Genomic DNA, 24453 nt, shown 5'->3' with positions numbered 1-24453 from the left:
CACCTTAAGCTAACAGGGCATCTGATGAACATTCACGTCAAAAACAATATTTTTTGGGTCGGCAAACGGGACTGGGAAGTAGAGCATTTTCACGGCAAAGAGTACAAAATGCAGCGCGGCACCAGCTACAACAGCTACCTAATCCGTGAAGGAAAGAACGTTTTAATCGATACCGTGGATCTCAAGTTCCGCAGCGATTTCGTCAAAAACCTCAGCGAAGAGATCGATCTGAAACAGATCGACGCCATCGTGATCAACCATGCGGAGGAAGATCACGCCGGCGCCCTGGCTGAGCTGCTGGCGCTGATCCCCGGCACGCCGATCTACTGTACCGCCAACGGCGTGGAGTCGATTAACGGTCATCACCACCATCCCGAATGGAACTTCAACGTGGTGAAAACAGGCGACTCGCTCGATATCGGTAACGGCAAAAAGCTGATCTTCGTGGAAACGCCGATGCTGCACTGGCCAGACAGCATGATGACCTATATGACGGAAGACGCGGTGCTGTTCAGCAACGACGCCTTCGGGCAGCACTACTGCGATGAGCATCTGTTTAACGATGAAGTTGATCAGCACGAGCTGTTCGACCAGTGCCAGCGCTACTTCTCCAATATCCTGACCCCTTTTGCGCGCCTCGTGACGGCGAAGATCACCGAGATCCTCGGCTTCAATCTGCCGCTCAGCATGATCGCCACCTCTCACGGCGTAGTGTGGCGCGATAACCCGGCGCAGATTGTCGAGCTCTACCTGAAGTGGGCCGCCGATTACCAGGAAGATCGCATCACCATCTTTTATGACGCCATGTCGAACAATACCCGCATGATGGCGGACGCCATCGCGCAGGGCATTCGCGAGACCGATCCGCGCGTCGCCGTGAAGGTCTACAACGTCTCGACCCATGACAAAAATGAGATCATCACCTCCTGCTTCCGCTCCAAAGGCATTCTGGTCGGCTCCTCCACCATGAACAACGTGATGATGCCGAAGGTGGCGGGCATGCTGGAAGAGATCACCGGGCTGAAGTTCCGCAATAAACGCGCCTCCGCGTTCGGCTCCTATGGCTGGACGGGCGGCGCCGTCGACCGCGTGGCGACCCGGCTGCAGGATGCCGGTTTCGATATGACCATCGCCCTGAAAACCAAATGGCGTCCCGACCTCTCCGCGCTGGAAGCGTGTCGCGAACACGGCCGCAGCATCGCGCGCGCCTGGGCGCTCTCGCCGATCCCCACGGCCGCGGCTGCCGTCGACAGCGCCGCCGCCGCGATCGCCGCCGCCGCGCCCGAAAGCAGCGGCTGCGGCACGGCGGAAGCGGACAGCGCGAGCGGTCAGAAAATGATTTGTACCGTATGCCAGTGGGTTTACGACCCGGCAGAGGGCGAACCCGGTCAGGAGGTCGCGCCTGGCACGCCGTGGGAGGAGGTGCCGGACGATTTCTTATGCCCCGGCTGCGCGCTGGGCAAATCCGTGTTCGATCCTTATGAGGGCTAAACCTGTGTCAGCAGATATCGTTATTATCGGCTCCGGCTTCGCCGCGCGGCAGCTGGTGAAATTTATCCGGCAGCAGGATAAAAGCGTGCCGGTTCGCATTATCGCCGCCGACAGCTGCGATGAATACAACAAGCCCGAGCTCAGCCATGTCTTCAGCATGGGCTATCGCGCCGAGGCGTTAACCCGCCAGACGGCCGCGCAGTGGGCGGAAAGTCAGAACATCATGCTGCATCCCTTTACCCGCGTCAGCGGCATCGATCGCGCGGCGCGCCTGGTGCAGACCAGCGCCGGAGATTTTCCCTACGGCAGGCTGGTTCTCGCCACCGGCGCCGGCGCCATGGTGCCCGCCGTGAAGGGCAGGGAACTCATCTATACCCTGAACAGCCAGCAAGAGTTCCGGCAGTGCGAAGCGGATCTGATTAACGCGGAGCGGGTGCTGATGATCGGCGGCGGCCTGATCGGCACTGAGCTAACGATGGATTTTACCCGCGCCGGCAAGCAGGTGACGCTTATCGACCGCAGTGCATCCCTGCTTTCCGCGCTGCTGCCGCCTGAGATCGGCGGCCGCTTGCAGCATCATCTGGTGCGCAGCGGCGTTCAGTTCCGGTTCCAGACCGAACTTGTCGAGCTGGCGCGCGACGGCGACGCGCTGGAAGCGCGCTTCAGCAACGGCGAGCGAGGGCGCTTCGACGCCGTGGTGTGCGCCATCGGCCTGCGTCCCGATCTCGATCTGGCGCAGAAGGCGGGCATCGAGGTGCGGCGCGGCATTGTGGTCGACGACGCGCTCGCCACCTCCGCGCCCGATATCTACGCGCTGGGCGACTGTGCGGAAATTCAGGGCAGGCTGATGCCCTATCTCCAGCCAGCCATGCTGGCGGCGATGACGCTGGGCCGCAATCTCACCGGCGGCGGCGCGAAGCTGACGCTGCCCGCCATGCTGATCAAGGTGAAAACGCCCGATATGCCGCTCCACCTGGCAGGCGATCCGGCGAATCCCGCTTATCAGTGGCAAATGTCGTTTTCAGCGACCGGCCTCGTCGCCAAAGGCTATGACGAGCGCGGCGTCTTCAGGGCGTTTGTCGTCAGTGAAGATCACATGAAAATGGCGTTCAGCCTGCTGAAGGAAATTAAGCTGGCGGACGCCGCTTAGCCGCTGAACGATCGCGCCACGCGCTGTTACCGGCTGCCGGCAAGGCAGCCATTGCCGCCAGGCCGGCAGATAACCGGCCTGCAACGCGGCCTCTATTCGCTTAATAGGCTCAATGATGAACACCACAGAAACCTCAACGGCAGTCACCCTGCATAATCCTTCATCCTGCACCTGCGGCAGAATAATCTGGCTAAGCCAGCACTGCGATGGCTTCGTGCTGAATCTCGGCACCGGCGAGTGCGAGGCGCGCATCGAGGCCGTGCTCGGCCCCGCCTGCAGCAGCGTCCAGTTTCAGCCGGAAAACCTTAAAGAGGTGGTCGCCGACGTTTTTTGGCGGATGTGGAACGCCTGGCAGCCTGCTGAGGGAATTAAAGTAGCGGGATAGCTCCGGCGCTGTAGCAAAGATGCCCGCAACGGCGGCGTATCTCTGTAGAATAAGGCGCTTACCGCCGTCAACCTGGAACCCACTGCGATATGAAGCCGATGACGTTAAACGTCGACCTTAACGATCTCTACGCTTTTCAGGCTCTGGTGACATTCAGAAGCTTTAAAGCCGCCGCAGAGGCGATTCATCTTTCTCAACCGGCGCTGAGCCGACGCATCGATAAGTTAGAGACGTCGCTTGGCGTCAGGCTGTTCGAAAGAACCACGCGGCGCGTTAGCCTGACCATGGCGGGCCGCAGTTTCGCGCCGCGCGCGCAGCAGATCCTGAAAGATCTAGAGAGCGCCATCGCCGACGTCGGGGATGTCAATCCGCACCGAACGGGCCTGGTGACGGTCGCCTGCGTGCCGTCGGCCGCCTACTATTTTATGCCCAAAGTCATCGCGCAGTTTCAGCTTCACTACCCGCGCGTACGTATTAAGCTGATCGATTCCAGCGCCGGCGACGTCTACGACGCGGTCATCTCAGGACAGGCCGATTTCGGCCTGAGCTTTACCGGCGCGCCGCAGCCGGATGTCAGATTTCTGCCGCTGGTGGATGAGGCCTATGTCGCCGTCTGCCCGCGCGACCATCCGCTCGCCGGCAGGAAGAGCCTGGGCTGGCGGGAATTTTATAGCTGGCCCTATGTCTGGCTGGATAAAACCTCAGGCAACCGCAACCTGCTCGATCAGGCACTGACGGGCATCGTGCCGGAAAAGCCGAGCGTTTGCGAAACGCGTCACGTTACGACGCTGCTGGGCATGGTGGAGGCCGGGCTGGGGATCGCCGCGGTGCCGGGGATGGCGATGCCGAAGGCGGGCCACCCGTTTTTAGCCACCATTCCGCTGAATGAGCCGACGGTACGCCGCACGGTCGGCATCGTGAAGCGCACCGGTCAAGAGCTGCCGCATCTTGCCGGTGAGCTGGAGGCGATGATTATTGCGATAAACGCGTCTGAGGGGCAGGCGAACGACCGCTAACGGAATCGAGACCGGTTGCCTGAATCTGCTGCTGCACCCCGGGAGAGGAGAGATACGCCAGCAGGGCTTTCGCCTCTTCCGACTGGGCTGAGTGGCTGGAGACCGCGCCGGCGAAGCGGGTGACATACTGCATATCCTCCGGCAGCTTGCCGATAAAGGTCACCCCGGCCACCGGCAGCAGTTCGCTGACCTGCTGGAAACCGATCTCGTAGCGGCCGCTGGCGACGCTTTGCGCCACAGGGGTTTTCTCAACCATCGTCGCCTTAGGCTTTAGCTGCTCAGCGATGCCCAGTTTGTTAAACAGCGTCGTCTCGACATATTTCCCGCTGGCGCTGTCGGAATAGGCGACCGAGTGCGCCTTCAGCAAGGTAGCCCTGAGCGCGTTCGCCGTCGTGATATCGGGCACGGCGGCGCCTTTTTTCACCACTGCGCCGATTTTTGAGTCGGCGAGCTCGGTGCGCGTGCCGGGCAGCAGGCGTCCCTCTTTATCGAGCTTATCCAGCGCATAGCCGACCATAATAATGACGTCCGCTTTTTCGCCCGCGGCTAACCGGTTGGGAATCGCCTCCGGCGACTGCCCCATCGACGGCCCCGGCACCGTCTTGACGGTATAGCCTTTTTCAGCGGCGAAAGCGGGACTGAGCTTTTCCCAGGCGGCCTTGAAGCCGCCGGAGATCATTACCGTAATCTCTTTTGCCGACGCATCCCAGCTCAGGATAAACAGCGGCGCGATAAGCAGCAGGCGGGGTAACCATCGTTTCATCTTTTTTTCCTTAACCGAACGTTTTTTTAGCGGCGTGATGATGAACCGCCTCTTGCTTATAGAGAAACAGGGTCGCCAGCAGCGCGCACGCGGCGGCGAAGCTCATCCATAAACCAGGCGCGGCTTTGTCGCCGGTCACTTCAATTAGCGCGGTGGAGATGGCGGGCGTAAAGCCGCCGAACAGCGCGGTGGCCAGGCTATAGGCCAGCGAGAAGCCCGCGACCCGGACCGAGACCGGCATGATCTCCGTTAACGCCGGGATCATGGCGCCGTTATAGAGCCCGTAAATAAACGAGAGCCACAGCAGCACGCCCAGCATCGAGTAGAAGTTCGGATCGGCCGCCAGATATTTAAGGGCAGGATAGGAGGTCGCGATGGCGATCAGCGCCATGGCGATCAGCACCGGTTTACGCCCGTAGCGATCTGAGATCGCCCCGCCAATCGGCAGCCAGATGAAGTTTGATACCGCCACCAGCAGAGTCACCAGCAGGCTGTCCGATGCGCTGAGCATCAACACTTTTTTGCCGAAGGTGGGGGCATAAACGGTGATCAGATAGAAGGCGGTGGTGGTCATCGCCACCATCAGCATGCCCGCCATTACGGTTTTCCAGTTGCCGAGCAGCGTGCTAAAGACCTGGCGCATTTCAGGATGCTGACGGCGGGCGCTGAATTCCGCCGTCTCCTCGAGGTTGCGGCGCAGGAAGAAAATAAACGGCACGATCAGGCAGCCGAACAGGAAAGGAATGCGCCATCCCCAGTCGCGAATCGCGCTCTCCTCCATCAGAGCGTTGAGGGCGAATCCCATCGCCGCCGCCACCATAATAGCGACCTGCTGGCTGCCGGATTGCCAGCTGGTATAGAAGCCTTTTTTGCCCGGTGTGGCGATTTCAGAGAGATAAACCGAGACGCCGCCCAGCTCGGCGCCGGCGGAAAAGCCCTGTAGCAGCCGTCCCATCAGCACAATCAGCGGCGCCCAGTAGCCGATCGCCGCATAGGAAGGAATCAACACGATCAGAAAGGTGCCCGTCGCCATAATCGAGAGCGTGACGATAAGCCCTTTGCGTCTGCCCACTTTATCGATATAGGCGCCCAGCACCACCGCGCCGATGGGGCGCATCAGGAAGCCGGCGCCGAAAACGGCGAAGGTCATCATCAGCGAGGCGAATTCGCTGCTCGCCGGAAAGAAGGTATGGGCGATATAGGTGGCGTAAAAGCCGAACAGGAAAAAGTCGAACTGCTCGAGAAAGTTTCCCGAGGTGACGCGAAAGATCGCGCCTGCCCGGGCGCGAACCGTGTTGATTGATGCATAGGATGTTTCCATTAAATGCTCCAGCGTTTACGTAATGTTAATGATTCATTACTTTGTTGTGACTCAAGACTGGAACAGGAAGGCGGCGTTAATAAGTGCATTTTGCGTATCGATTAATGCGTGCGGCGCATGAGTTTTCGGCCTGCTGAGAGCGACCTCCGGCAGCGACTGGCGATAGCGCGCCTGAGCGGTCGCTCGCCGTCTCTGACGACTCCTTTTTGCCTTATCAATTTCGTGACCGGCTTCATACCGGCGCGGTACGACATCCGCTCGCCGCCGGTCTCTTTGGTTGGCTTCGCGCCTGCTCTCAGGCACACTATCCGCAGCGAAATAGATTCCCTGCTGAGACAAGGTTCTCTCACCCGACTTTCCACAGGGCTGCCTGCCAGCGCGCGCCGCCCACCCCTTCGACACACCACAAGAGGAATTACCATGGCTACAGGCCCACTGAACGCAGACGAAATCGAGTGGATGGAAGATGTGTTGATGGAGCACGACAGCGAAGACGGCTTGATCGATATCAGCGAGCTGGACGGTCTTTTCACCGCGGCGCTCTCCAGTCCGTCGCCGCTGGCGCTCGATGCGATGAAGCCGGTTATCTGGGGCGAAAGCGCGCCTGACTGGGCTGATCCTGCGGATGAGCAGCATTTCAATACTCTGGCGGCGCGAATGATGAACGATATCGCCGAGCGCCTCAGCCTCTATCCGGAGCAGTTTGAGCCGCTGTTCGGCTATCGTGAAATGGACGGACGCGAACTGCTGGTGGTGGAAGAGTGGTGCTTTGGCTATATGACCGGCGTGGCGCTGGCGGAATGGCCGGAGCTGCCCGCCGAGCTACAGCCGTCTCTGCAGGCGATTGCGCTGCATGGCGATATCGATGAGGTCGAGAAACTCGACGGTATGGATGAGATCGCCTACCTGCAGAGCACTGACGCGATACAGCCTGCGGCGCTGCGTCTCTATAACTACTGGCATGGCAAAACCGACGCGATTCACTAAGCGCCAGAGCCGCCTGAGTGCGTCCCACACAGACGGCTCCCAGAGCCTGTAAAAGGTGCGTTGGCCCGGCAACTGCCGCACCTCAGAGATGAGGTGCCTGTTTGCGCAGGCCGCGTCGGCAGGGATGCCGTTTACGCACCACTACCCGCGTCATTCCCGAGAGCGGCCTCGTCCGACAGCTTTTTCCCTTCCTCGATAAACTCTTCGTCAATCTCTTCGACGTTGTCGCGATTATCCTTGCCCGACAGCAGGTTCCAGCAGGCGATAAACAGCGCGGCGATCAGCGGACCAATCACAAAGCCGTTAATGCCGTAAATCTCCATGCCGCCTAAGGTGGCGATCAGGATCAGGTAATCAGGCATTTTGGTATCTTTGCCCACCAGCAGCGGACGCAAAATATTGTCCACCAGTCCGACGATCACCACAAAGAAACCGACCAGGAACAGCCCCTTCCACAGCGCGCCGGTTGCGAAGAAGAAGATCGCCGCAGGCACCCAGATAATCGCCGAGCCCACGGCGGGGATCAGCGACAGGAACGCCATCAGCGCGCCCCACAGCAGGCTGCCGTCGATATCCACAAACCAGAACGCCAGCCCGCCCAGAATCCCCTGCACGATGCCGACCACCACCGTGCCTTTGACCGTGGCGCGTGAAACGGCGGCAAACTTCATAAACAGGTGATGCTTCACGTAGGTCGAAAGCGGCAGCGCCTCCAGAATCAGATGCACCAGATAGGAGCCGTCTTTCAGCAGGAAGAAGAGCAGATAGAGCATCACGCCGAAGCCGACGGTAAAGGTGAAGGTGCCTTTGCCGATCAGGAAAACGCTGCCCGCCATATACTGGCCGCCCTTCAGCGCGAAGGTCGACAGCTTCTGCTGGATCTGCGCCGCGTTATTCATCTGATGCTCAGAGAGGAAGTTGCGTAGCCAGCCGGGCAGGTGATGCAGCAGATCGGCGAATACCGTCGGAAACTGCGCCGAATTGCTCTGCAGCTTGAGATAGACGGCGTTAACCTCCACCACCAGCGAAGAGGCGATAATCGCCAGCGGCGTAAACACGATCAGGCAGATAATCAGCAGCGTTACCAGCGACGCCAGACCGTTGCGATCGCCCATTTTGTGCCGCAGCCAGGTCTTCAGCGGGGCGAAGATCACCGCCAGAATGGCCGCCCAGAGAATGGGTGAAAAGTAGGGCGCCAGTACATCGAAAAACGCAACGGTCACTATCGCCAGAATCACGATGAAGAAACCGATATTTAGTCCTTTAACACGCATGCATAAACCTCAGGGTTAAGTGTTGCGGGTGAACTATAGAACGCCCGGCGCGCTTTGTAATGCCAATCTGTGGTTTCGTTTAAAAATTTAAATTCAGCGCGGCGGAGCGCGCGCGACAACGCGGGCGCATCGCCGCGTTAACGGATATTCGACCTAAATATGCACGATTAGCGCATCGCGGTTGAAGCCTGTCGTTAAGGTGTGTAAAAATCCTGCGCAATCGTTTACTCCCGCCGTGGAGAGACGTTTTTTTGCCGCAAATCGCCGTGCTGCCGCAAAGCGGCAGAGCAGGGCGGCGCGGTAATGTGGCCGTCGATGCCCACTCACCGTCGACGGCGTTGAGGTTATGAAGACAGGACAGGCAGATGAAAACCACGCAAACCGGCGCGCTGACCGCAGCCGCAGAGGCGCCCGCCGAACGCGGCTGGCGCAAAACCGATACCACCTGGATGCTGGGGCTTTACGGCACCGCAATCGGCGCAGGGGTACTCTTTTTGCCGATCAACGCGGGCGTCGGCGGGCTGCTGCCGCTGATCATTATGGCGATCCTCGCCTTTCCTCTGACTTTCTACTCCCACCGCGCGCTGACCCGCTTTGTGCTCTCTGGTAAAAACGCGGGAGAAGATATTACGGACGTGGTGGAAGAGCACTTCGGCGCCGGCGCGGGCAAAATCATTACGCTGCTCTACTTCTTCGCCATCTTTCCCATTCTGCTGATGTACAGCGTGGCGATCACCAATACGGTAGAGAGCTTTATCGAACATCAGTTAGGGCTGGTGTCGCCGCCGCGCGTGCTGCTGTCGCTGATACTGATTATCGGCCTGATGACGGTAGTGCGCTTCGGCGAACAGATGATCGTCAGGGCGATGAGCATTCTGGTCTTTCCCTTTGTCGCGGTACTGATGCTGTTGGCGATTTATCTGATCCCACACTGGCACGGCGCGGCGCTGCAGACCCTGTCGCTGCACCACAGCGGCGGCGGCAAAGGCATCGCGATGACGCTGTGGCTGGCGATCCCGGTGATGGTCTTCTCTTTTAACCATTCGCCAATCATCTCCTCGTTCGCCGTGGCGAAGCGCGCGGAGTATGGCGAAGGCGCGGAGCCCAGGTGCTCGCGCATTCTCGCCTGTTCCCATCTGCTGATGGTGGCGACGGTGATGTTTTTCGTCTTTAGCTGCGTGCTCAGCCTGTCGCCGCAGGATCTCGCCGCGGCGAAGGCGCAGAACATCTCGATTCTCTCCTATCTCGCTAATCACTTTAACGTCCCGGTGATCGCCTGGCTCGGCCCGCTGATCGCCATCGTCGCCATTACCAAATCCTTTCTCGGCCACTATCTCGGCGCGCGCGAAGGCTTCAACGGTCTGGTCAATAAAATGCTGCACAGCCGCGGCAAAAGCCTGGCGCCTGCGAAGCTGAACCAGGCGACGGCGCTGTTTATGCTGCTCAGCACCTGGCTGGTGGCGAGCTGGAATCCGAGCATTCTCGATATGATCGAAACCCTCGGCGGGCCGGTGATCGCGATAATCCTGTTCCTGATGCCGATGTACGCCATCCGCCACGTTCCCGCAATGCGCAAATACAGCGGGCATCTCAGCAATCTGTTCGTGGTGCTGATTGGACTGGTGGCGATCTCCGCCATCTTCTACTCCCTGCTCAGCTAACGAGAAGGCGCCCGCTACGCGCGGGCCGTTTAGCGGCGGTTTAGCTTTCCCGTCCCGCAACATGCTAGCTTTGTTGAGAATAATTATTAGTTACTGAGGTAGTAAGCGATGAAAAAGGGACTTCTGCTGGCCGGACTGCTGACGTCGGCAGCGTGCGGCGCCACCACTTATCCGCTGCAGATCACCGATCTCGACGGCAACGCCATTCGGCTCGATCATGAGCCGCAGCATGTGATCCTGCAGGATGGCCGCGACGTGCTGGCGCTGGCGCTGCTCGACCGCGACAATCCCTTCAGGCGCGTGGTAGCCTGGAATAACCTGCCGAAAAAGCAGGATACCCAGACCTGGGATCTGCTGAAGCAGCGCTGGCCGCAGGCGAGCAACATTGTTGATATGGGCTTCAACGATCAGGGGCAGGTCAATCTCGAAAGCGTGCTGGCGCAGAAGCCGGACCTGATGATCGCCCAGCTGCGCGCGAAATCGGCGCTGCAGCAGTCAGGCGTGCTGGATACGCTGAAAGGGCTCAATATTCCGGTGCTGTTTATCGACTATGAGCTGCACCCGAAAGAGAACACCGCGCGCAGCGTGACGCTGCTCGGCAAGGTGCTTAACCGCGAGAAAGAGGCGGCCGACTATACCGCCTTTTATCAGCAGCGCTTACAGCAGCTCGACGCGGCCATCGCAAAAGTGCCGCAGAAGCCGACGGTGTTTATCGAGCCGATTGCTGGCAACAGCGACAACTGCTGTTTCACTCACGGCCATAACGGCTGGGGCGGGCTGGTGGAGGCGGTGGGCGGTAAGAATATCGGCTCTGCGCTGCTGCCGGGCAACGCCGGCTTTGTCTCGCTGGAGAAGATTATCGCCATGAAGCCGGACGTTTATATTATGACCGGCTCGAAGCGTCCTAATCCTGGGGTGCTGCCGTTTGGCTATAACACGACGCCGGAAGAGGTTTCAGCGACCTTTAGCGGCCTGCTGAATCGCAGCGGCCTGAAGCAGATCGCGCCGGTCGAGAATGGCCGCGTTTATGGGGTTTATCACCACTTCTATAACCATCCTTACAACATCATCGGCATGGAGATTCTGGCGAAAGATCTCTATCCGCAGACGTTTGCACAGCTCGATCCCACGGCCGATTTCCACTACATCGTGACCCACTTTACCCGTCTGCCAGATGCGCCGGTGACCCTAAGCGCGCCCTGAACCGCCGACCGCGCGTTGACAAAACGCGCGGTTAATTTACCTTCCCGTCGCTCTATCTTTCGCTACTCTTAAATAAACCGCAGCCAGTCTTAACGGGCGTTATGCGGTCGATCGCTGCCGTTTGGGCTCTGCCCGAGGTATTTATGAATTCACACTCCCTGGCCTCTACGCTGAGTAAAAAATTTATCCTTGAGCCGGTTATGTCGCAGAGCGGCCGCTTTGTCGGTTTTGAGCTGCTGACGCGCTATACCTCGCTGGCGGGAAAATCGCGCAATCCCTTTATGGTGATTGAAAATATGCCGTGCAGCGAAAAGCGCGATTTGCTCTATGAGCAGCTGAGCGATTTGTCGCCGGTCGTGGCGCAGCTTGAGGCGTATCACCTGTTTGTCAGCATCAATGTTGATCGCGATATGGTGACCATGCTGGAGGAGGATGCGCGGCTGGGCTGGCTGCTCAGCACCGCCAGCGTCATACGGCTGGAGGTCTCTGAAGCTATCGACTTTCATCAGGATTACGAGGCGCGCGAAACGCTGCATCGGCTGAAGGCGCGCGGCATCCGTTTCTTCCTTGACGATCTTGGCACCGGCTTCGCCAATCTGGAAGCGCTCTATACCGGCCTGTTTGAGGCGGTGAAAATCGACAAGCGCTTTTTCTGGGAGCAAAAGGATAAATCGATCTTTCCGGTATTAATGGCCAATATTCAGCGCTATTGTCCGCAGATAATCGTAGAGGGCGTCGAGAATAAAGAGGATCTGGCGGCGCTGGAACATATTCCGCTTTACGGTCTGCAGGGATACTATTTTAGCGCGCTGGAAATAGAAGATTTACCGCAGCTTTTCTGCTGAGTCTGTTTTTATTATGCGCAGCGCATATCGCAAGATTTATCGCCTTCGCTAAAAAAGTGTGATTAATGAAGCTGGCTAAGCCGAGCGGATAAAACGTAAATAAAATGAAAACAATATTGCTTTTTTAGTTGGGGCTGTGCTTCGTCACGGTCAGATCTGACGCGGCATGCGGGCGAGCAGCCAGGCCGCGCGCTAAAGTTTTCGTAAGGCAATATTTAGCAGCCAAATTAATAGGTCGAATAATTAATTTCTCCCTCTGGTCAGACCCCATACCTGTTTTGCCTGAATAGAGATGCCCGAGGCGGATATTTAACGGAACGTCTAATTCACGCTAAAAAATAAGTCGGCGCAGAGTGCTATAAATCAGGAAATATCCTAATTAGGGAAATTAGTGCTGCCAAAATAATAGCCGCAGTGTTAATCTCTTTGTTCAACACTGGTGATGTGGTGTTGTCTCCTCTAGTTTTTTTCCTTGATTTGGCAAGGATTAGCCGGTCTTCGGTATAAAGGAATTTCGATTCCCCCGATCGATTTCGATCGGGTTTTCATTTCTGTTTGATTCTATTTTCCGCTTTGTTAAACCGCCATTTTACGCGCTACCGCCCGCTCTGTTCGTCGCACCGCCCGCAGGTCCAGCGGTCTCCACAATTTCTGCCGAGTGTTAAGGAAGCGCTAAACGGCGTAATAGTCTGTAACTTACCGATTTTTAAGAGTTTTGGAGGTGCAGGCGCCATGCAAATCGCCGATAGTAGAGCTCAACGGCGCGACGTTCGCTGTTGCCACAGGAGGTTTACGATGAAAAAAACAACATTACGCGTTATCGCGACTTTTATTGCATGCAGCTCACTGATTTCTACCCTTTCCTGGGCTGACGGCCCCGGCGACCATCATGGCCAGCCCTGGCAGCAGCATGACGGCAATCGTCACGATGGCGACCGCCACGACGATCGCGGCCGTGGTCCGCAGGGCCATGGCCCGGATCGCGGTCCGGATCGCGACCGTTTCGCCGGCAACCCGCATGGCGACCGACATGACTATCGCGATCGTGACCGCGATCATTTCGCGTGGAACGGACACGATTTTCGCCGCGGCCACCCGATGCCGCACGAATATCGCGGCCCGCACTATCGGGTAGACGACTGGCGCGAGCGCCGTCTGCCGGAGCCGCCGCGCGGCGAGTACTGGTCCTATATCGACGGTAACTATGTGCTGATTGCCGCCGCGACGGGCATTATCACTTCGCTGATCCTCGGCAACGCCTTTAACTAAGCCTGCCATTCGGGCGGCCCCGGCCGCCCGTTCTCACTGATTTCCGCCTCAATCTTCTGAAAACCGGCTGCCTGCACGCGCGCCTGTTCCTCTTTTTTTCACGCTCGCCAGGCTATGCTTTGCTTCCACACTGTTCCCTTTCGCCTGATAAGGAGTCGAGATGACAGCGGTAAAAATGGTGGCGGTCGATATGGACGGCACCTTTCTTGATAACCAGAAGCAGTACGATCGCCCGCGCTTTATGCGCTGTTATGAAGAGATGAAAGCGCGCGGCATTAAATTTGTCGTCGCCAGCGGCAATCAGTACTACCAGCTGAAATCTTTCTTTCCCGCTATCGCCAGCGAGATCGCCTTTGTGGCGGAGAACGGCGCCTGGATTCTGGATGGCGAAGAAGAGCTGTTCTGCGGCGCATTTTCTCGCCCGGACGTGCATGCGGTGCTCGATACGCTGCAAAACGGCAACTATCCCGGGCTGCGTTATATCCTGTGCGGACGTGAAAGCGCCTACTACTTCAGCGGCGTGGTGGAAGAGCAGTGGCTGGCGAAAATGCGCCACTACTGCCATCGGCTGAAGGCAATTAATTCGCTGGAAGAGACGGGCGACGATCGGCTGTTCAAGTTCGCGCTTAACCTCTCCGACGACTATGTCGAACCGCTGATGGCGGATATTCAGCGGCTGCACGCGGGCGCGGCGGCGGCGACCTCGAGCGGCCACGGCTCGGTGGATCTTATCGTGCCGGGCCACCACAAGGCCAACGGCCTGAATATTCTGGCGCAGCGCTGGGGCATCGATCATCAGCAGGTGCTGGCGTTTGGCGACGGCGGCAACGATCTGGAAATGCTCAGGCAGTCCGGGTTTAGCTTCGCCATGGCCAACGCGCCGCAGCGGGTGAAAGAGGCGGCGCGCTACGCTGCGCCCGGCAACAACGAGGCGGGCGTGCTGCAGGTTATTGAGACGATGCTGGCGGGCGCGCCGCCGTTCGCCTGAAAGCTGCGCGGGCGGGCGGCGGCGTCGCTGCCCGTTATGCCTGCGCGGGCACCACGCGCCACGCCTGCGTCAGCATCGCGCGCATCGCCTGCTGGCTGTAGTTCACCAGCGAGTTTTTGCTGTTGGCGCGCGCCAGAATCCACTCCGCTTCTTCGCTGCTTAGCGTCTGGGTCTCCTGCCAGAAAGGCGCGATCGCCTGCTGCTGTAGCCAGTTTTTCAAAAAGCACGCTGGCTGCGCCTCCGGCGCGGCGAAAAGCTGCTGCTGCAGATCCTGCATCAGCTGCTGCTGCTGCATATCGTCGCTTTCTGCCAGCAGATCGAGGAACGGAAAGAGCAGCCGGCCGCAGACTTCGCCGTGATGATAAGGCTTGATGGCGCCCAGTTCGCCGGCGATGCCGTGGATCACCCCTAGGCCGGCGCTGCTGAGGCAGACGCCGCCGAGCCAGGAGGCCATCATCATCGCTTCGCGCGCCGCGTCGCCCTGCGCATCGTCGCGGTTTAGCGCGGGCCAGGCCTGAACGAACTGGCGCAGCCCGGTCAGCGCCAGCTGGCGGGTAAACAGATTGCCCTTGCTGGAGAGATAAGCCTCGAACAGATGGGTAAAGGCGTCGATGCCGCAGGTCGCCAGCACCTTATCGGGCGCGCCTTTCAGCAGATCCGCATCCAGAATCGCCACCTGCGGAACAAATACCGGATGGCGCAGCGACGCCTTAACCTTGATCTCATGCTGATCGGTCACCACCGCGTTCTGCGTCGCCTCGCTACCGGTGCCGGCCGTGGTCGGCACGGCGATCAGCGGCAGCGTCACCGCCTGCACCGGCGTGTCGCCGACCTTTTCCAGATAGCGCGCGGTGGGAAGCGGATGCTGCATCATGGCGCTGAAAGCTTTGGCACCGTCGAGCACGCTGCCGCCGCCAATCGCCACCACGCGGTCTACGTGACCGCGCCAGCGTGTGACCCTGGCGTCAATCTCAGCCGGTGACGCTTCATGCGCCACGATTTCATAACCAATAATGAGATCGTTCAGTTCGCTTTTCAGACGCGCATAGACGGGGCCGTTAAGAAAAGAGCGCCCGCAGAACAGCAGCGTAGGCTGAGGATCGGCGCTCAGCAGCGGCACCAGCTTACTGATACTGCCGCGTCCAGAGAGGGTTCGTTGATTGCTGTACAGCTCGATCAGGTTCTCACTCACCGCAACATCCTTATGTCATCAGGAAAAGAGAGAGTGTAACCAAAAGCCGAACGGCGGCAGCGGCAAACTTTCTGATAACGCTGCGATGAAAAGTTGATCACCTTCGCAAAACAGAAATTCAGCCTCTGTAGGGAGGTGCTTTCATCAGGATGTTACCCTTAACATGTTACTGGTAACAGGTTGTGTCTGACTGTTAGTCCGTTTTTTCGATGCCGTACCCAATGTCCGTTTCGGACCCATGATAACAATATGCTGCTGGCGCTGGCCGGTCAGTAAGGTGGAGAAAACCTATGCCCTTACTTATTGTGGCGATCGGCGTGGCGTTACTGCTGCTGCTGATGATTCGCTTCAAACTTAATGGATTCATCGCGCTCATTCTGGTGGCGCTGGTGGTCGGCATGATGCAGGGCATGCCGGTCAATAAAGTGATCCTTTCAATTAAAAACGGCGTCGGCGGCACGCTCGGCAGCCTGGCGCTGATTATGGGCTTCGGCGCCATGCTCGGCAAACTGCTGGCCGACTGCGGCGGCGCGCAGCGCATCGCCACGACGCTGATTGAGAAGTTCGGCAAGCAGCATATTCAGTGGGCGCTGGTGCTGACCGGCTTTACCGTTGGCTTCGCACTCTTTTATGAAGTTGGCTTCGTGCTGATGCTGCCTCTGGTGTTCAGCATCGCCGCTTCGGCGCGCGTGCCGCTGCTCTACGTCGGCGTGCCGATGGCGGCCGCGCTGTCGGTGACGCACGGCTTCCTGCCGCCGCATCCCGGTCCGACGGCGATCGCAACGCTGTTTAACGCCGATATGGGCAAAACCCTGCTGTGGGGCACGCTGCTCGGCATCCCGACGGTGATCCTCGCCGGCCCGGTTTACGCCCGCTTCCTGAAAAGCATCGATAAACCGATCCCCGAAGGGCTCTATAACCCGAAAACCTTTAGCGAAGAAGAGATGCCAGGCTTCGGCGTCAGCGTCTGGACCGCGCTGGTGCCGGTGGTGCTGATGGCGCTGCGTGCGCTGGCGGAAATGGTGCTGCCGAAAGGGCATGTGCTGCTGCCCTATGCGGAGTTTTTCGGCGATCCGGTGATGGCGACGCTGATTGCGGTGCTGATCGCCATCTTCACTTTCGGCCTTAATCGCGGACGCAGCATGGATGAGGTGATGGGCACCATTACCGATTCGATTAAAATTATCGCCATGATGCTGCTGATTATCGGCGGCGGCGGAGCGTTCAAACAGGTGCTGGTGGACAGCGGCGTCGATAAATATATTGCCGCGATGATGCAGGAGAGCAACGTTTCACCCATCTTTATGGCCTGGTCGATTGCCGCAGTGCTGCGTATTGCGCTCGGCTCCGCCACCGTGGCGGCGATTACCGCGGGCGGCATCGTCGCACCGCTGATCGCCAGCAGCGGCGCCAGTCCGGAGCTGATGGTGATTGCGGTCGGTTCCGGCAGCGTCATCTTCTCCCACGTCAACGATCCCGGCTTCTGGCTGTTTAAAGAGTATTTCAACCTGACGATTGGCGAGACTATTCGTTCCTGGTCGGCGCTGGAAACCATTATTTCGGTGTGCGGTCTGGTGGGTTGTATGCTGCTGTCGATGGTGATTTAAGCTTTACCGCCGGGCGTTGCCCGGCGGATAGCCTTAGCTGGCCAGCGCGCGAAACGCGGCCAGCTCCTCGTCAGGCATTCCCGCCTGGGTCGCCGCGAGACAAATTTGCCCCCAGCTGTTGGCGTCCAGCGGGATCCCCTCACGCTCGCGCTGCGCGCGATTCGCCTCTTCCCATTCCCCCGGCACCTGAATCGGCTCGCTGCCGCTCTGCGGCGATCGCTTCACCCAGTCAAGAAAGGCTTCCGCTTCCTCCTGCATCGCCGGCGCGTTGAACGCTTCCGGGTTAAGGATGATGGCGGTCATGCAGTTGTAGATCGCATCATGGCTGGCGAGCACCGTTTCCTCATGGGTGGTGCGTCCGCCGGAGAGCGCGCCGCCGAGGATTTCGCACAGGGTTGCCAGCGCATAGCCCTTGTGCAGGCCAAAGGGCAGCAGCGAGCCGTAGGGCGCTTCATGCATAACGGCAGGGTGTTCGGTCGGCTTGCCCTGATGGTCGATCAAATAGCCGGGCGGCACGTCGACCCCTTTATTCCAGGCGACGCGCGTTTTGCCGAAGGCGATGCCGCTGGTGGCGAAATCGAGCAGAAGAGGGCTGGCGTCACGGCGCGGAAAAATGGCGCAGAAGGGGTTGGTGCCGAAGCGGCGATCGCTGCCGCCGAACGGCGCCACCATCGGGTCGCCCATCACGTTGACGAAATGAAAAGAGACCAGACCCGCCGCGGCGCACTGTTCAGCCCAGTGGCCGATGCGGCCGATATGGTGCGAGTGGTGCAGGCCGACCGCGGCGATCCCCAGCTGTTGCGCGCGCGCGATGCCCTGTTGCATCGCCTCATAAGCGGCCACCTGGCCGAAGCCGGAACGGGCGTGAAAGGTCAGCACCGCGCCGGCGTCTTTTTCCAGCACCGGATGCTGATTAAGCTGCAGATGGCCCTGGCTGAACGAGCGCATATAGCTGGGGATCATGCCGACGCCGTGGGAGTCGTGTCCGGCCAGATTCGCCGCCACCAGATGATCCGCCACCAGACGCGCCTCGTCGGCTTCGCTGCCGGCGTGCAGCCATATCGCCTGCACAAACTGATGCAGCCGCGCGGCATTGATTCGATAGAGTTCACTCACTTTGCTCTTCTCCTTTTTATGGGTACATCGCATCCTGCGGCTAAAAAAAAGCGACGGCAAGTGATGGTTTCAGGGGAGGAGATGGGCCACAACGCGTGGCCCAAAGAGGGGGTTAATGCGGCTGTTCAAAGCCGGCTTTGACCATTTGCTCGCGCAGCGCGCGCGAAATTTCGCGATTACCGCCGGTAACGGGGTAGATCACGTTATTGATAACATCATCAATATAGTGCTCATCAAACTCTTGCATGCTGAGCTGCGTGCCGCCTTCATCATTGATAGCGAAAGACCCTTTAATGTGATCGCCAGCATTTTTCGCCTTGAGGCTGTAGCGACCCATACTGGTATTTATCATGCTCATAGTGTCTCCTTGTTGCTCATCTTACGGTGATCGTCGCAGAGGCCTGCCTTTGCCGCTAAAAGTTTAGCGGGTGGAAAAGGCGGAAACGAAGCGTGAAGTGGTTAAAAAAACAGCTGCTGCGGCCGGCGTCGCAAAAATAGTTCGGGCTTATCTGGAAAGCGTGCACGTCGGCCAGCGCGGAAAGTGGCCCAGCAAAAACGCAGCGATAGGCTATACTCTTATCCGGAAAGGTTTTTTACTGGCAAAGGAACATGGATATGAAAATAATTTTGTGGATTATCGCCATCATTTTCATTGTTGGGTTACTGACGCTGACCGGCGTATTTAAGTTAATTTTCTGAATCAACGCGGGCACCGCTCAGGTGCCCTTGCTTCTGTCCTTCTTAGATGCCTGCGCGACCAGACAGCGCGCGATAGGGTCGACGAGCGTATTCGGCAACAGATCCCGCGCCGTCAGACGCTTATTGCAGCTGGCGCAGCGTGCGCCATGAAACGCTGGATCTGCTGAAGGATCGTGGGTAAAAGTAAACTTCGCACTGCCGCAGGCGGTGCAGCGAATCTTCATTACCATACTAATGCTCTCCATGCCTGAATCGAACAGGCGCTATTCTAACAAATCCCTCCACTTTATTTATCAAAAATCCTAAACAATTAATGCGCGTTATCTTTTGGAGTTGCTGATTAATTATTTAATAATTACATGAAGTTATTGTTTCATTTGGTAACATCGACGCGCAGGGGCATATCAGAAGCTATCTGATGAGGCGCTGAAATGGCCTCGGGCACGCCTGTCGAGGCAGCTAAACGCAGTTATTTTTCTCTGTTTGGTTCCGGTTTGATTTCGGTTGGGCATAATCGCGCCCCTGACGCAGGATTGTATTCAACCGGGATGCGTGCGGCCGGAAAGGAGCAAGCTGGTCGGCGCGCCGTCGATTTGTACAGGAAAAGAGTTGTGAACCGGTCTTCTTCGAGCGCCGTAGTGGGCGCCTGCTCCGCGCTTATTTTTTCATGTTCCCTTCAGGCTGCGACCCTGACGCAAAGCATCCAGAGCGGCTGGAACACCTTCACCAGCAACGTGCAGCAGACCTGGGAAGAGCCCCAGAACAAAGATTTTTATCTGCCCGCTATCACCTGGCATAACCGCTGGACCTACGACGACGAGCATATCGAGCGCTACAACGAGCGCCCCTGGGGTGCGGGCGGCGGTATCTCACGCTATGACGACAAGGGAAACTGGCACGGCCTCTATCTGATGGCTTTTAAGAACTCCTATAACAAGTGGGAGCCGTTCACCGGCTACGGCTGGGAGGCGACGTGGCATCCGATCGACGGGAGCCGTTTTCATCTCGGCGCCGGCTACACCGCTGGCGTCACGGCGCGCGATAACTGGCGCTATATTCCGGTTCCCGCGCTGCTGCCGCTGGCGTCGGTGGGTTATGGTCCACTAAATTTTCAGATGACCTATATTCCGGGCACTTACAATAACGGCAACGTCTACTTCGCCTGGCTGCGGTTTCAGTTTTAACTTTTTGGGGCGTCTGTCAGGCGGGGACGAAGTGAAAAAAAGGCGATATTTATCACTTTTTCATCAATTCTCACTGGACAAATGTCACGGCAATTGCTGTACTAGACGGCGACACAGTTTAGTGTCCATTTTTCATGTAAAGGTAATATAGATGTCCAAGATTAAAGGTAACGTTAAGTGGTTTAATGAATCTAAAGGATTCGGTTTCATTACTCCAGAAGATGGCAGCAAAGACGTGTTCGTACACTTCTCTGCTATCCAGAGCAACGGCTTCAAAACTCTGGCTGAAGGTCAGCGCGTAGAGTTTGAAATCACCGAAGGCGCCAAAGGCCCATCTGCTGCTAACGTTATCAGCCTGTAAGTTAACAGTCAGAATTTCAAAAACCCGCCTTATGGCGGGTTTTTTTATGCCTTAAAAAAGGCGCAAAACCCGCTCGTTACGCTGCCTGACCTTGCCGACAAAGATTTACTCCGCCTCAATCGCTTAGGATGAATGCGTAACGCCGCACGAACTGCGGCGTCAGTCACATAAAAGCCTCGTAACATTATTATAACAACCCGTAGTTGCAGCTTTTTGTTTGCTGACGCTATATAACAGAGCGGCAGCATTATCTTCTTCAGGAGGCAGGATGAATATACGTCAGGCACAGGCGAAAGACAGCTTTGCACTCAGCGCGCTGCTGGCCGAATTAGGCTACGGCGGCACCGAGAGCTTTATCGATAAACGCCTTGCCCAGCTGAGCAGCGATCCCGACGAGATGCTGCTGGTGGCGGAGTATGGCACCCAGGTGCTGGGATTCCTGTCGATGCATTTTATTCCTCAGCTGGCGCTGGCGGGGGACTTTGCGCGCATCAGCTACTTTTGCATCGCAGAAGGGGAACGCAGCAAGGGCGTCGGCCAGCAGCTATTGCAGCACGCCGAAGCGATGGCGATGCAGCGTGGCTGCGACCGCATGGAAGTGCACTGCCACGCATCGCGGCTCAAGGCGAACCAGTTTTACCTGCGTGAAGGCTATGAAGAGTCGCCGCGCTACCATATCAAAGGTCTGAACTAAGCCGCGCCTCGCGCCCGGCGGCGATCGCCAGCGCGCTGGCCAGCATCTCCAGCTGCCTCTCCTGCAAACAGGCGATGCTGACGCGGATAAACTGCGTCGGCCCCAGCCGACAGCGCTCCCCGGGCAGCACGGCGATGCCGCGCGCCGCCAGGGTAATCATCGCATATTGCTCCGACGCCACCGGTATGCAAATGCTTAGCCCGTCGCGCATCGGCAGCCTCAGCCCATGCGCCGCCAGCGCCGCCAGCATTTGCTCGCGACGCTGGCGATAGATTGCGCGCGCGGCGGCGATCGTCTCCTGCGTCGCGGCGTCCTGCAGCAGCCAGGCGACGCTGTCCTGCAAAATTCGACTGGTCCAGCTGACGCCGAAATTGCGCCACGCCTGAATGCGCCTCACCATCTCCGCCGTAGCGGAGAGAACCGCCAGCCGCAGATCGGGGCCGTAAGCTTTGGAAAACGAGCGGACGTGCAGCGTGCGGTCAGGAAAAATAGTGCCGAGGCTCCAGGCGGGCGTCGCGGAGAGATCGCCCAGCCCATCATCTTCGACAATCAGCGTCGCGCTCTGCGCCAGCGTCTGCGCCAGCGCGGCCTGACGCGCTCGGCTGACGCTGCTGCCGGTCGCGGAATGGGTACGCGGCTGGTAAATCACCATCACCGGCGACTTCTGCAGCAGCGCGGCGAGCATCTCTGGCAGCGGTCCCTCATCGTCGCAGGCCAACGGCAGGATCTCCGCGCCGACGTTATCAAGCATATCCAGCAGCCGCGTCGCGGTGGGATCCTCAATCACCACGCGATCGCCCGGCGAGACCAGCGTCTGCACCACCAGATTCATCGCGTCGAAGCCGCCGTCCGTCGCCAGAAAGGCTTCGGCCGCATAGGGCCAGCGCGGCTTGATGGCGGACAACAGCACCGGCGAAATCGCCTCGCGAACATAGCTGTTAAGGTGCGGCGACTGCAGCGCCGCCAGCAGGGCAGGTTGCAGATCGGGCAGCAGCGCGGCATCGGGCGAGGCCATCGACAGATCGGCGCGGATGTTGTCGCCGTAGTTGCCGATCTTTTCAAAGCGAATAGGGCGCGGCATTACGGTATTGCCCGACACCCAGACGCCGCTGCGTCCTTTGCCCGCCAGGACCTTATGCTTTTTAAGCTGCCCCCAGGCCGCCGACACCGTCGCCGGACTGACGCCCAGCTTCTCCGCCAGCTCGCGTACGGCAGGCATCTGCATACCTACCGCAATCTTGCCTTCGCGGATCAGCGTGGAGGCTGCCAGCGCAATGCCTTTTACTGAGGCGTCGCTTATCTGCTCGCTCAGCCAGTCGATATCCACCGTTTGCGTCATAAGAAAATACTTTGTTCAGTAACGAATTAATGATTGTTCAGATAAGTATTCCCGAACTAGTATCAAATTCAAGCACTATTTGATGAATAAATCATCGGCGCCACAGGGCGCTACCTGCTAACGGGGCAAACATGAGCAGATTAACCGTCAGACTGGCCGTGCGCGACTGGGATTACTTTACGCCGCTGGCGCTGGGCGACCTGCGACCGGAGGGCTTTGAGCTGGTGATCGACCGCGTCGGCACGCTGGTCGATCGCCTGGCCGATAGCCCCGACTATGAGGGCGGCGAAGTCTCTTTCAGCCGCTATGCCCAGGGACGCGCGCGCGGCGAAACCGGCCTGCTGGGACTGCCGCACTTTCTGATGCGCGGCTTTCGGCAGCGCTGCATTATCACCACTGCCGACAGTCCGCTCACAACGCCGGCGCAGCTGAAGGGCAAGCGCATCGGCGTCACCGGCTGGCAGGACTCCGGTAACACCTGGACGCGCGCCGTACTGCGCGAAGCGGGCATAGAGATCGACGATGCTTACTGGTTCGCCGGTCGCCTGACGGAGTCGCATCCCGTTGTCGATCGCCTGGCGGGGTTTGGCCGTCCGGGCCGCATCGAAGCCGCGCCGGGCGAGCGTCCGCTGCTCGATCTGCTGCGGGCAGGGGAGCTGGACGCGCTGTTTACGCCTTTTATGCCGGAAGGCTTTTTCCAGCCGGACTCCGGATTGCGTCAGCTACAGGTCGATTTTCAGCAGGCGGAGCGCGACTATTTCCATCGCGTCGGCTACGTGCCGGGCATCCATATTCTGGCGCTCAAGCCGGCGCTGGCGGAGGCGCATCCCTGGCTGCCGCAGGCGCTCAGCGAGATTATCGACCGCTCATGGCGGTTATGGATGCAAAAGCGGGAGAAGTACGCCGACACCACGCCCTGGCTGCTGGACGATTTGCGACGTACCGCCCAGGAATTGCCCGCCAGCTGGAATCAGAACGGGTTTGAGGTTAACAAGAAGATGATTGCCGACTTTGCCGATGAGCTTTATCTGCAGGGTTTGACGAAAACGCGCCTGACGCCGGAAGCGATCTTCCCGGCGGCCAGCAAGGGGGACATATGATGAAAGTAGCGATGGGACAGTTCGCGGTCAGCCGCGAATGGCAGGAAAACGCGGCTATCTGCCTCGATCTCATGGCGCGCGCCGAAGCGGGCGGCGCCGATCTGCTGGTGCTGCCGGAAGGGGTGCTGGCGCGCGATATCGCCGATCCCGATCTGGTGCTGAAGGCGGCCCAGCCGCTGGATGGCCCTTTTCTGACGCAGCTGCTGGCAAAAAGCCGTGACAGCGCGCTGACCACCATGATGAGCATTCATGTGCCGACCGAGGGCGACAAAGCGCTGAACGTGCTGGTTGCGCTGCGCAACGGCGAAATTATCGCCGCCTATGAAAAGCTGCACCTCTACGACGCCTTCGCTATGCAGGAGTCGCAGCGCGTCAATCCCGGCGCCGTTATCCCGCCGCTGGTTGAGGTCGCCGGTATGAAGGTGGGGCTGATGACTTGCTACGACGTGCGTTTTCCCGAACTGGCGCGGCGTCTGGCGCTGGACGGCGCCGAGGTGCTGGTGCTGCCCGCCGCCTGGGTAAAAGGCCCGCTGAAAGAGATGCACTGGGAGCTGCTCACGACGGCGCGGGCGCTGGAGAACACCTGCTATATGGTGGCGGTGGGCGAGTGCGGCCCGCGCAATATCGGCAACAGCCTGGTCGTTGATCCGTTGGGCGTCGCCATCGCGAAAGCGCCGGAGTCGACCGCGCTGGTGTTTGCGGAGCTCGATCCGCAGCGTATCGCCTATGCGCGCAGCGTGCTGCCGGTGCTGGGAAATCGTCGCTTCGCCCGTCCGGAACTCAAAACAGAATAAGTACGCCTGGGAGA

25 protein-coding genes are annotated in these 24453 nt (G+C 58.8%); 17 read left to right on the top strand and 8 right to left on the bottom strand.

The genetic code is table 11. From position 1 onward, the window contains the following. Nucleotides 1-24 precede the first annotated feature (24 nt). The 4 genes from norV to JS46_RS13140 all read left to right on the top strand — a co-directional run bounded on the left by norV (nt 25) and on the right by JS46_RS13140 (nt 4042). A complete protein-coding gene (gene norV, locus JS46_RS13155; protein WP_033751894.1) occupies nt 25-1491 on the top strand; it encodes an anaerobic nitric oxide reductase flavorubredoxin in 1467 nt (488 codons plus the stop codon). Between the two features lie 4 nt (nt 1492-1495). After that, on the top strand, nt 1496-2641 hold the full coding sequence (norW, locus tag JS46_RS13150; RefSeq protein WP_033751891.1) for an NADH:flavorubredoxin reductase NorW: 1146 nt from the start codon (nt 1496-1498) through the stop codon (nt 2639-2641). 112 nt (nt 2642-2753) lie between these two features. Then, complete coding sequence (locus JS46_RS13145) at nt 2754-3026, top strand: hypothetical protein (protein WP_033751889.1); 273 nt, start codon at nt 2754-2756, stop codon at nt 3024-3026. A gap of 98 nt (nt 3027-3124) precedes the next feature. After that, nucleotides 3125-4042 carry a LysR family transcriptional regulator gene (locus tag JS46_RS13140; RefSeq protein WP_033751958.1) on the top strand — a complete coding sequence of 306 codons (918 nt, stop codon included), beginning with the start codon at nt 3125-3127 and terminating at the stop codon, nt 4040-4042. Here JS46_RS13140 and JS46_RS13135 read toward each other — a convergent pair. Together JS46_RS13135 and JS46_RS13130 are read right to left on the bottom strand one after the other, a co-directional pair. Next, nucleotides 3999-4805, bottom strand: a complete 807-nt coding sequence (locus JS46_RS13135; protein WP_033751887.1) for an extracellular solute-binding protein — start codon at nt 4803-4805, stop codon at nt 3999-4001. The two genes, JS46_RS13140 and JS46_RS13135, sit on opposite strands and share 44 nt — an antisense overlap. Before the next feature lie 10 nt (nt 4806-4815). Then, a complete protein-coding gene (locus tag JS46_RS13130) occupies nt 4816-6126 on the bottom strand; it encodes an MFS transporter (RefSeq protein ID WP_033751884.1) in 1311 nt (436 codons plus the stop codon). 420 nt (nt 6127-6546) lie between these two features. Here JS46_RS13130 and JS46_RS13125 point away from each other — a divergent pair, with 420 nt between their 5' ends. Further along, nucleotides 6547-7113: a UPF0149 family protein gene (locus JS46_RS13125; protein ID WP_051905617.1), complete on the top strand. Its 567-nt coding sequence runs from the start codon at nt 6547-6549 to the stop codon at nt 7111-7113. 131 nt (nt 7114-7244) lie between these two features. Here the strand turns inward: JS46_RS13125 and JS46_RS13120 are convergent, their stop codons facing one another. Beyond that, complete coding sequence (locus JS46_RS13120) at nt 7245-8387, bottom strand: AI-2E family transporter (RefSeq protein WP_033751883.1); 1143 nt, start codon at nt 8385-8387, stop codon at nt 7245-7247. Nucleotides 8388-8752: 365 nt separating this feature from the next. Between JS46_RS13120 and JS46_RS13115 the strand changes: the two genes are divergently transcribed. The 5 genes from JS46_RS13115 to JS46_RS13095 all read left to right on the top strand — a co-directional run bounded on the left by JS46_RS13115 (nt 8753) and on the right by JS46_RS13095 (nt 14353). Beyond that, complete coding sequence (locus JS46_RS13115; RefSeq protein WP_033751882.1) at nt 8753-10048, top strand: HAAAP family serine/threonine permease; 1296 nt, start codon at nt 8753-8755, stop codon at nt 10046-10048. Between the two features lie 108 nt (nt 10049-10156). Further along, nucleotides 10157-11251, top strand: a complete 1095-nt coding sequence (locus JS46_RS13110) for an ABC transporter substrate-binding protein (protein ID WP_033751881.1) — start codon at nt 10157-10159, stop codon at nt 11249-11251. Nucleotides 11252-11394: 143 nt separating this feature from the next. Next, nucleotides 11395-12096, top strand: a complete 702-nt coding sequence (locus JS46_RS13105; protein WP_160173335.1) for an EAL domain-containing protein — start codon at nt 11395-11397, stop codon at nt 12094-12096. 795 nt (nt 12097-12891) lie between these two features. Then, a complete protein-coding gene (locus JS46_RS13100) occupies nt 12892-13365 on the top strand; it encodes an RcnB family protein (protein ID WP_033751878.1) in 474 nt (157 codons plus the stop codon). Between the two features lie 160 nt (nt 13366-13525). Then, nucleotides 13526-14353 (top strand): Cof-type HAD-IIB family hydrolase, encoded by an 828-nt coding sequence (locus JS46_RS13095; RefSeq protein ID WP_033751877.1) that lies wholly within the window; start codon nt 13526-13528, stop codon nt 14351-14353. Between the two features lie 34 nt (nt 14354-14387). Here the strand turns inward: JS46_RS13095 and JS46_RS13090 are convergent, their stop codons facing one another. Then, nucleotides 14388-15545, bottom strand: a complete 1158-nt coding sequence (locus tag JS46_RS13090) for an iron-containing alcohol dehydrogenase (RefSeq protein WP_033751875.1) — start codon at nt 15543-15545, stop codon at nt 14388-14390. 290 nt (nt 15546-15835) lie between these two features. Here JS46_RS13090 and gntT point away from each other — a divergent pair, with 290 nt between their 5' ends. Further along, nucleotides 15836-17152, top strand: coding sequence for a gluconate transporter (gene gntT, locus JS46_RS13085; RefSeq protein WP_033751872.1), 1317 nt, complete (start codon nt 15836-15838; stop codon nt 17150-17152). A gap of 33 nt (nt 17153-17185) precedes the next feature. Here gntT and JS46_RS13080 read toward each other — a convergent pair whose 3' ends face one another. Next, nucleotides 17186-18268, bottom strand: coding sequence for a malate/lactate/ureidoglycolate dehydrogenase (locus JS46_RS13080; RefSeq protein WP_033751869.1), 1083 nt, complete (start codon nt 18266-18268; stop codon nt 17186-17188). A 112-nt stretch (nt 18269-18380) separates the two neighbouring features. Beyond that, nucleotides 18381-18626, bottom strand: a complete 246-nt coding sequence (locus tag JS46_RS13075) for a hypothetical protein (RefSeq protein WP_033751866.1) — start codon at nt 18624-18626, stop codon at nt 18381-18383. Nucleotides 18627-18696: 70 nt separating this feature from the next. Between JS46_RS13075 and JS46_RS24380 the strand changes: the two genes are divergently transcribed. Continuing rightward, on the top strand, nt 18697-18954 hold the full coding sequence (locus JS46_RS24380) for a hypothetical protein (protein WP_160173334.1): 258 nt from the start codon (nt 18697-18699) through the stop codon (nt 18952-18954). Nucleotides 18955-18984: 30 nt separating this feature from the next. Here the strand turns inward: JS46_RS24380 and JS46_RS13070 are convergent, their stop codons facing one another. After that, the gene (locus JS46_RS13070) at nt 18985-19197 is read right to left on the bottom strand and encodes a hypothetical protein (RefSeq protein ID WP_033751863.1); all 213 of its coding nucleotides are present in this window, start codon (nt 19195-19197) and stop codon (nt 18985-18987) included. A gap of 381 nt (nt 19198-19578) precedes the next feature. Here JS46_RS13070 and pagP point away from each other — a divergent pair, with 381 nt between their 5' ends. The 3 genes from pagP (at nt 19579) to JS46_RS13055 (ending at nt 21206) form a co-directional block, all read left to right on the top strand. Continuing rightward, a complete protein-coding gene (pagP, locus tag JS46_RS13065; RefSeq protein ID WP_369799165.1) occupies nt 19579-20151 on the top strand; it encodes a lipid IV(A) palmitoyltransferase PagP in 573 nt (190 codons plus the stop codon). Nucleotides 20152-20302: 151 nt separating this feature from the next. Further along, nucleotides 20303-20512: a transcription antiterminator/RNA stability regulator CspE gene (gene cspE / locus JS46_RS13060; RefSeq protein ID WP_033751857.1), complete on the top strand. Its 210-nt coding sequence runs from the start codon at nt 20303-20305 to the stop codon at nt 20510-20512. Between the two features lie 268 nt (nt 20513-20780). Continuing rightward, the gene (locus JS46_RS13055) at nt 20781-21206 is read left to right on the top strand and encodes a GNAT family N-acetyltransferase (protein WP_033751856.1); all 426 of its coding nucleotides are present in this window, start codon (nt 20781-20783) and stop codon (nt 21204-21206) included. Here JS46_RS13055 and JS46_RS13050 read toward each other — a convergent pair. Further along, nucleotides 21190-22545 (bottom strand): aminotransferase class I/II-fold pyridoxal phosphate-dependent enzyme, encoded by a 1356-nt coding sequence (locus JS46_RS13050; RefSeq protein ID WP_033751854.1) that lies wholly within the window; start codon nt 22543-22545, stop codon nt 21190-21192. The two genes, JS46_RS13055 and JS46_RS13050, sit on opposite strands and share 17 nt — an antisense overlap. 131 nt (nt 22546-22676) lie before the next feature. On the opposite strand from JS46_RS13050, the gene JS46_RS13045 reads away from it, so the two are divergent. Together JS46_RS13045 and JS46_RS13040 are read left to right on the top strand one after the other, a co-directional pair. Beyond that, nucleotides 22677-23645: a nitrate ABC transporter substrate-binding protein gene (locus JS46_RS13045; RefSeq protein WP_033751852.1), complete on the top strand. Its 969-nt coding sequence runs from the start codon at nt 22677-22679 to the stop codon at nt 23643-23645. Then, nucleotides 23645-24439: a deaminated glutathione amidase gene (locus JS46_RS13040; RefSeq protein ID WP_033751953.1), complete on the top strand. Its 795-nt coding sequence runs from the start codon at nt 23645-23647 to the stop codon at nt 24437-24439. Before JS46_RS13045 ends, JS46_RS13040 begins: the two co-directional genes overlap by 1 nt. Nucleotides 24440-24453: the final 14 nt, after the last annotated feature.

Origin of the sequence: Pantoea sp. NGS-ED-1003 (assembly GCF_000738765.1) — a bacterium.
GTDB classification, from domain to species: domain Bacteria; phylum Pseudomonadota; class Gammaproteobacteria; order Enterobacterales; family Enterobacteriaceae; genus Pantoea; species Pantoea septica.
Note: the sequence above shows the minus strand (reverse complement) of the source record. Positions and strands in the feature narration are given on the sequence as shown.

Excerpts from the sequence above, each read along its gene's own strand:
- gntT (WP_033751872.1), top strand. The coding sequence starts at position 15,836 with ATGCCCTTACTTATTGTGGCGATCGGCGTGGCGTTACTGCTGCTGCTG.
- JS46_RS13095 (WP_033751877.1), top strand. The coding sequence starts at position 13,526 with ATGACAGCGGTAAAAATGGTGGCGGTCGATATGGACGGCACCTTTCTT.
- JS46_RS13045 (WP_033751852.1), top strand. The coding sequence starts at position 22,677 with ATGAGCAGATTAACCGTCAGACTGGCCGTGCGCGACTGGGATTACTTT.
- JS46_RS13135 (WP_033751887.1), bottom strand. The coding sequence starts at position 4,805 with ATGAAACGATGGTTACCCCGCCTGCTGCTTATCGCGCCGCTGTTTATC.
- JS46_RS13105 (WP_160173335.1), top strand. The coding sequence starts at position 11,395 with ATGAATTCACACTCCCTGGCCTCTACGCTGAGTAAAAAATTTATCCTT.
- norV (WP_033751894.1), top strand. The coding sequence starts at position 25 with ATGAACATTCACGTCAAAAACAATATTTTTTGGGTCGGCAAACGGGAC.
- JS46_RS13040 (WP_033751953.1), top strand. The coding sequence starts at position 23,645 with ATGAAAGTAGCGATGGGACAGTTCGCGGTCAGCCGCGAATGGCAGGAA.
- JS46_RS13100 (WP_033751878.1), top strand. The coding sequence starts at position 12,892 with ATGAAAAAAACAACATTACGCGTTATCGCGACTTTTATTGCATGCAGC.
- JS46_RS13115 (WP_033751882.1), top strand. The coding sequence starts at position 8,753 with ATGAAAACCACGCAAACCGGCGCGCTGACCGCAGCCGCAGAGGCGCCC.
- JS46_RS13140 (WP_033751958.1), top strand. The coding sequence starts at position 3,125 with ATGACGTTAAACGTCGACCTTAACGATCTCTACGCTTTTCAGGCTCTG.
- JS46_RS13110 (WP_033751881.1), top strand. The coding sequence starts at position 10,157 with ATGAAAAAGGGACTTCTGCTGGCCGGACTGCTGACGTCGGCAGCGTGC.
- JS46_RS13050 (WP_033751854.1), bottom strand. The coding sequence starts at position 22,545 with ATGACGCAAACGGTGGATATCGACTGGCTGAGCGAGCAGATAAGCGAC.
- JS46_RS13125 (WP_051905617.1), top strand. The coding sequence starts at position 6,547 with ATGGCTACAGGCCCACTGAACGCAGACGAAATCGAGTGGATGGAAGAT.
- JS46_RS13055 (WP_033751856.1), top strand. The coding sequence starts at position 20,781 with ATGAATATACGTCAGGCACAGGCGAAAGACAGCTTTGCACTCAGCGCG.
- JS46_RS13145 (WP_033751889.1), top strand. The coding sequence starts at position 2,754 with ATGATGAACACCACAGAAACCTCAACGGCAGTCACCCTGCATAATCCT.
- JS46_RS13075 (WP_033751866.1), bottom strand. The coding sequence starts at position 18,626 with ATGAGCATGATAAATACCAGTATGGGTCGCTACAGCCTCAAGGCGAAA.
- JS46_RS13130 (WP_033751884.1), bottom strand. The coding sequence starts at position 6,126 with ATGGAAACATCCTATGCATCAATCAACACGGTTCGCGCCCGGGCAGGC.
- JS46_RS13120 (WP_033751883.1), bottom strand. The coding sequence starts at position 8,387 with ATGCGTGTTAAAGGACTAAATATCGGTTTCTTCATCGTGATTCTGGCG.
- cspE (WP_033751857.1), top strand. The coding sequence starts at position 20,303 with ATGTCCAAGATTAAAGGTAACGTTAAGTGGTTTAATGAATCTAAAGGA.
- JS46_RS13070 (WP_033751863.1), bottom strand. The coding sequence starts at position 19,197 with ATGGTAATGAAGATTCGCTGCACCGCCTGCGGCAGTGCGAAGTTTACT.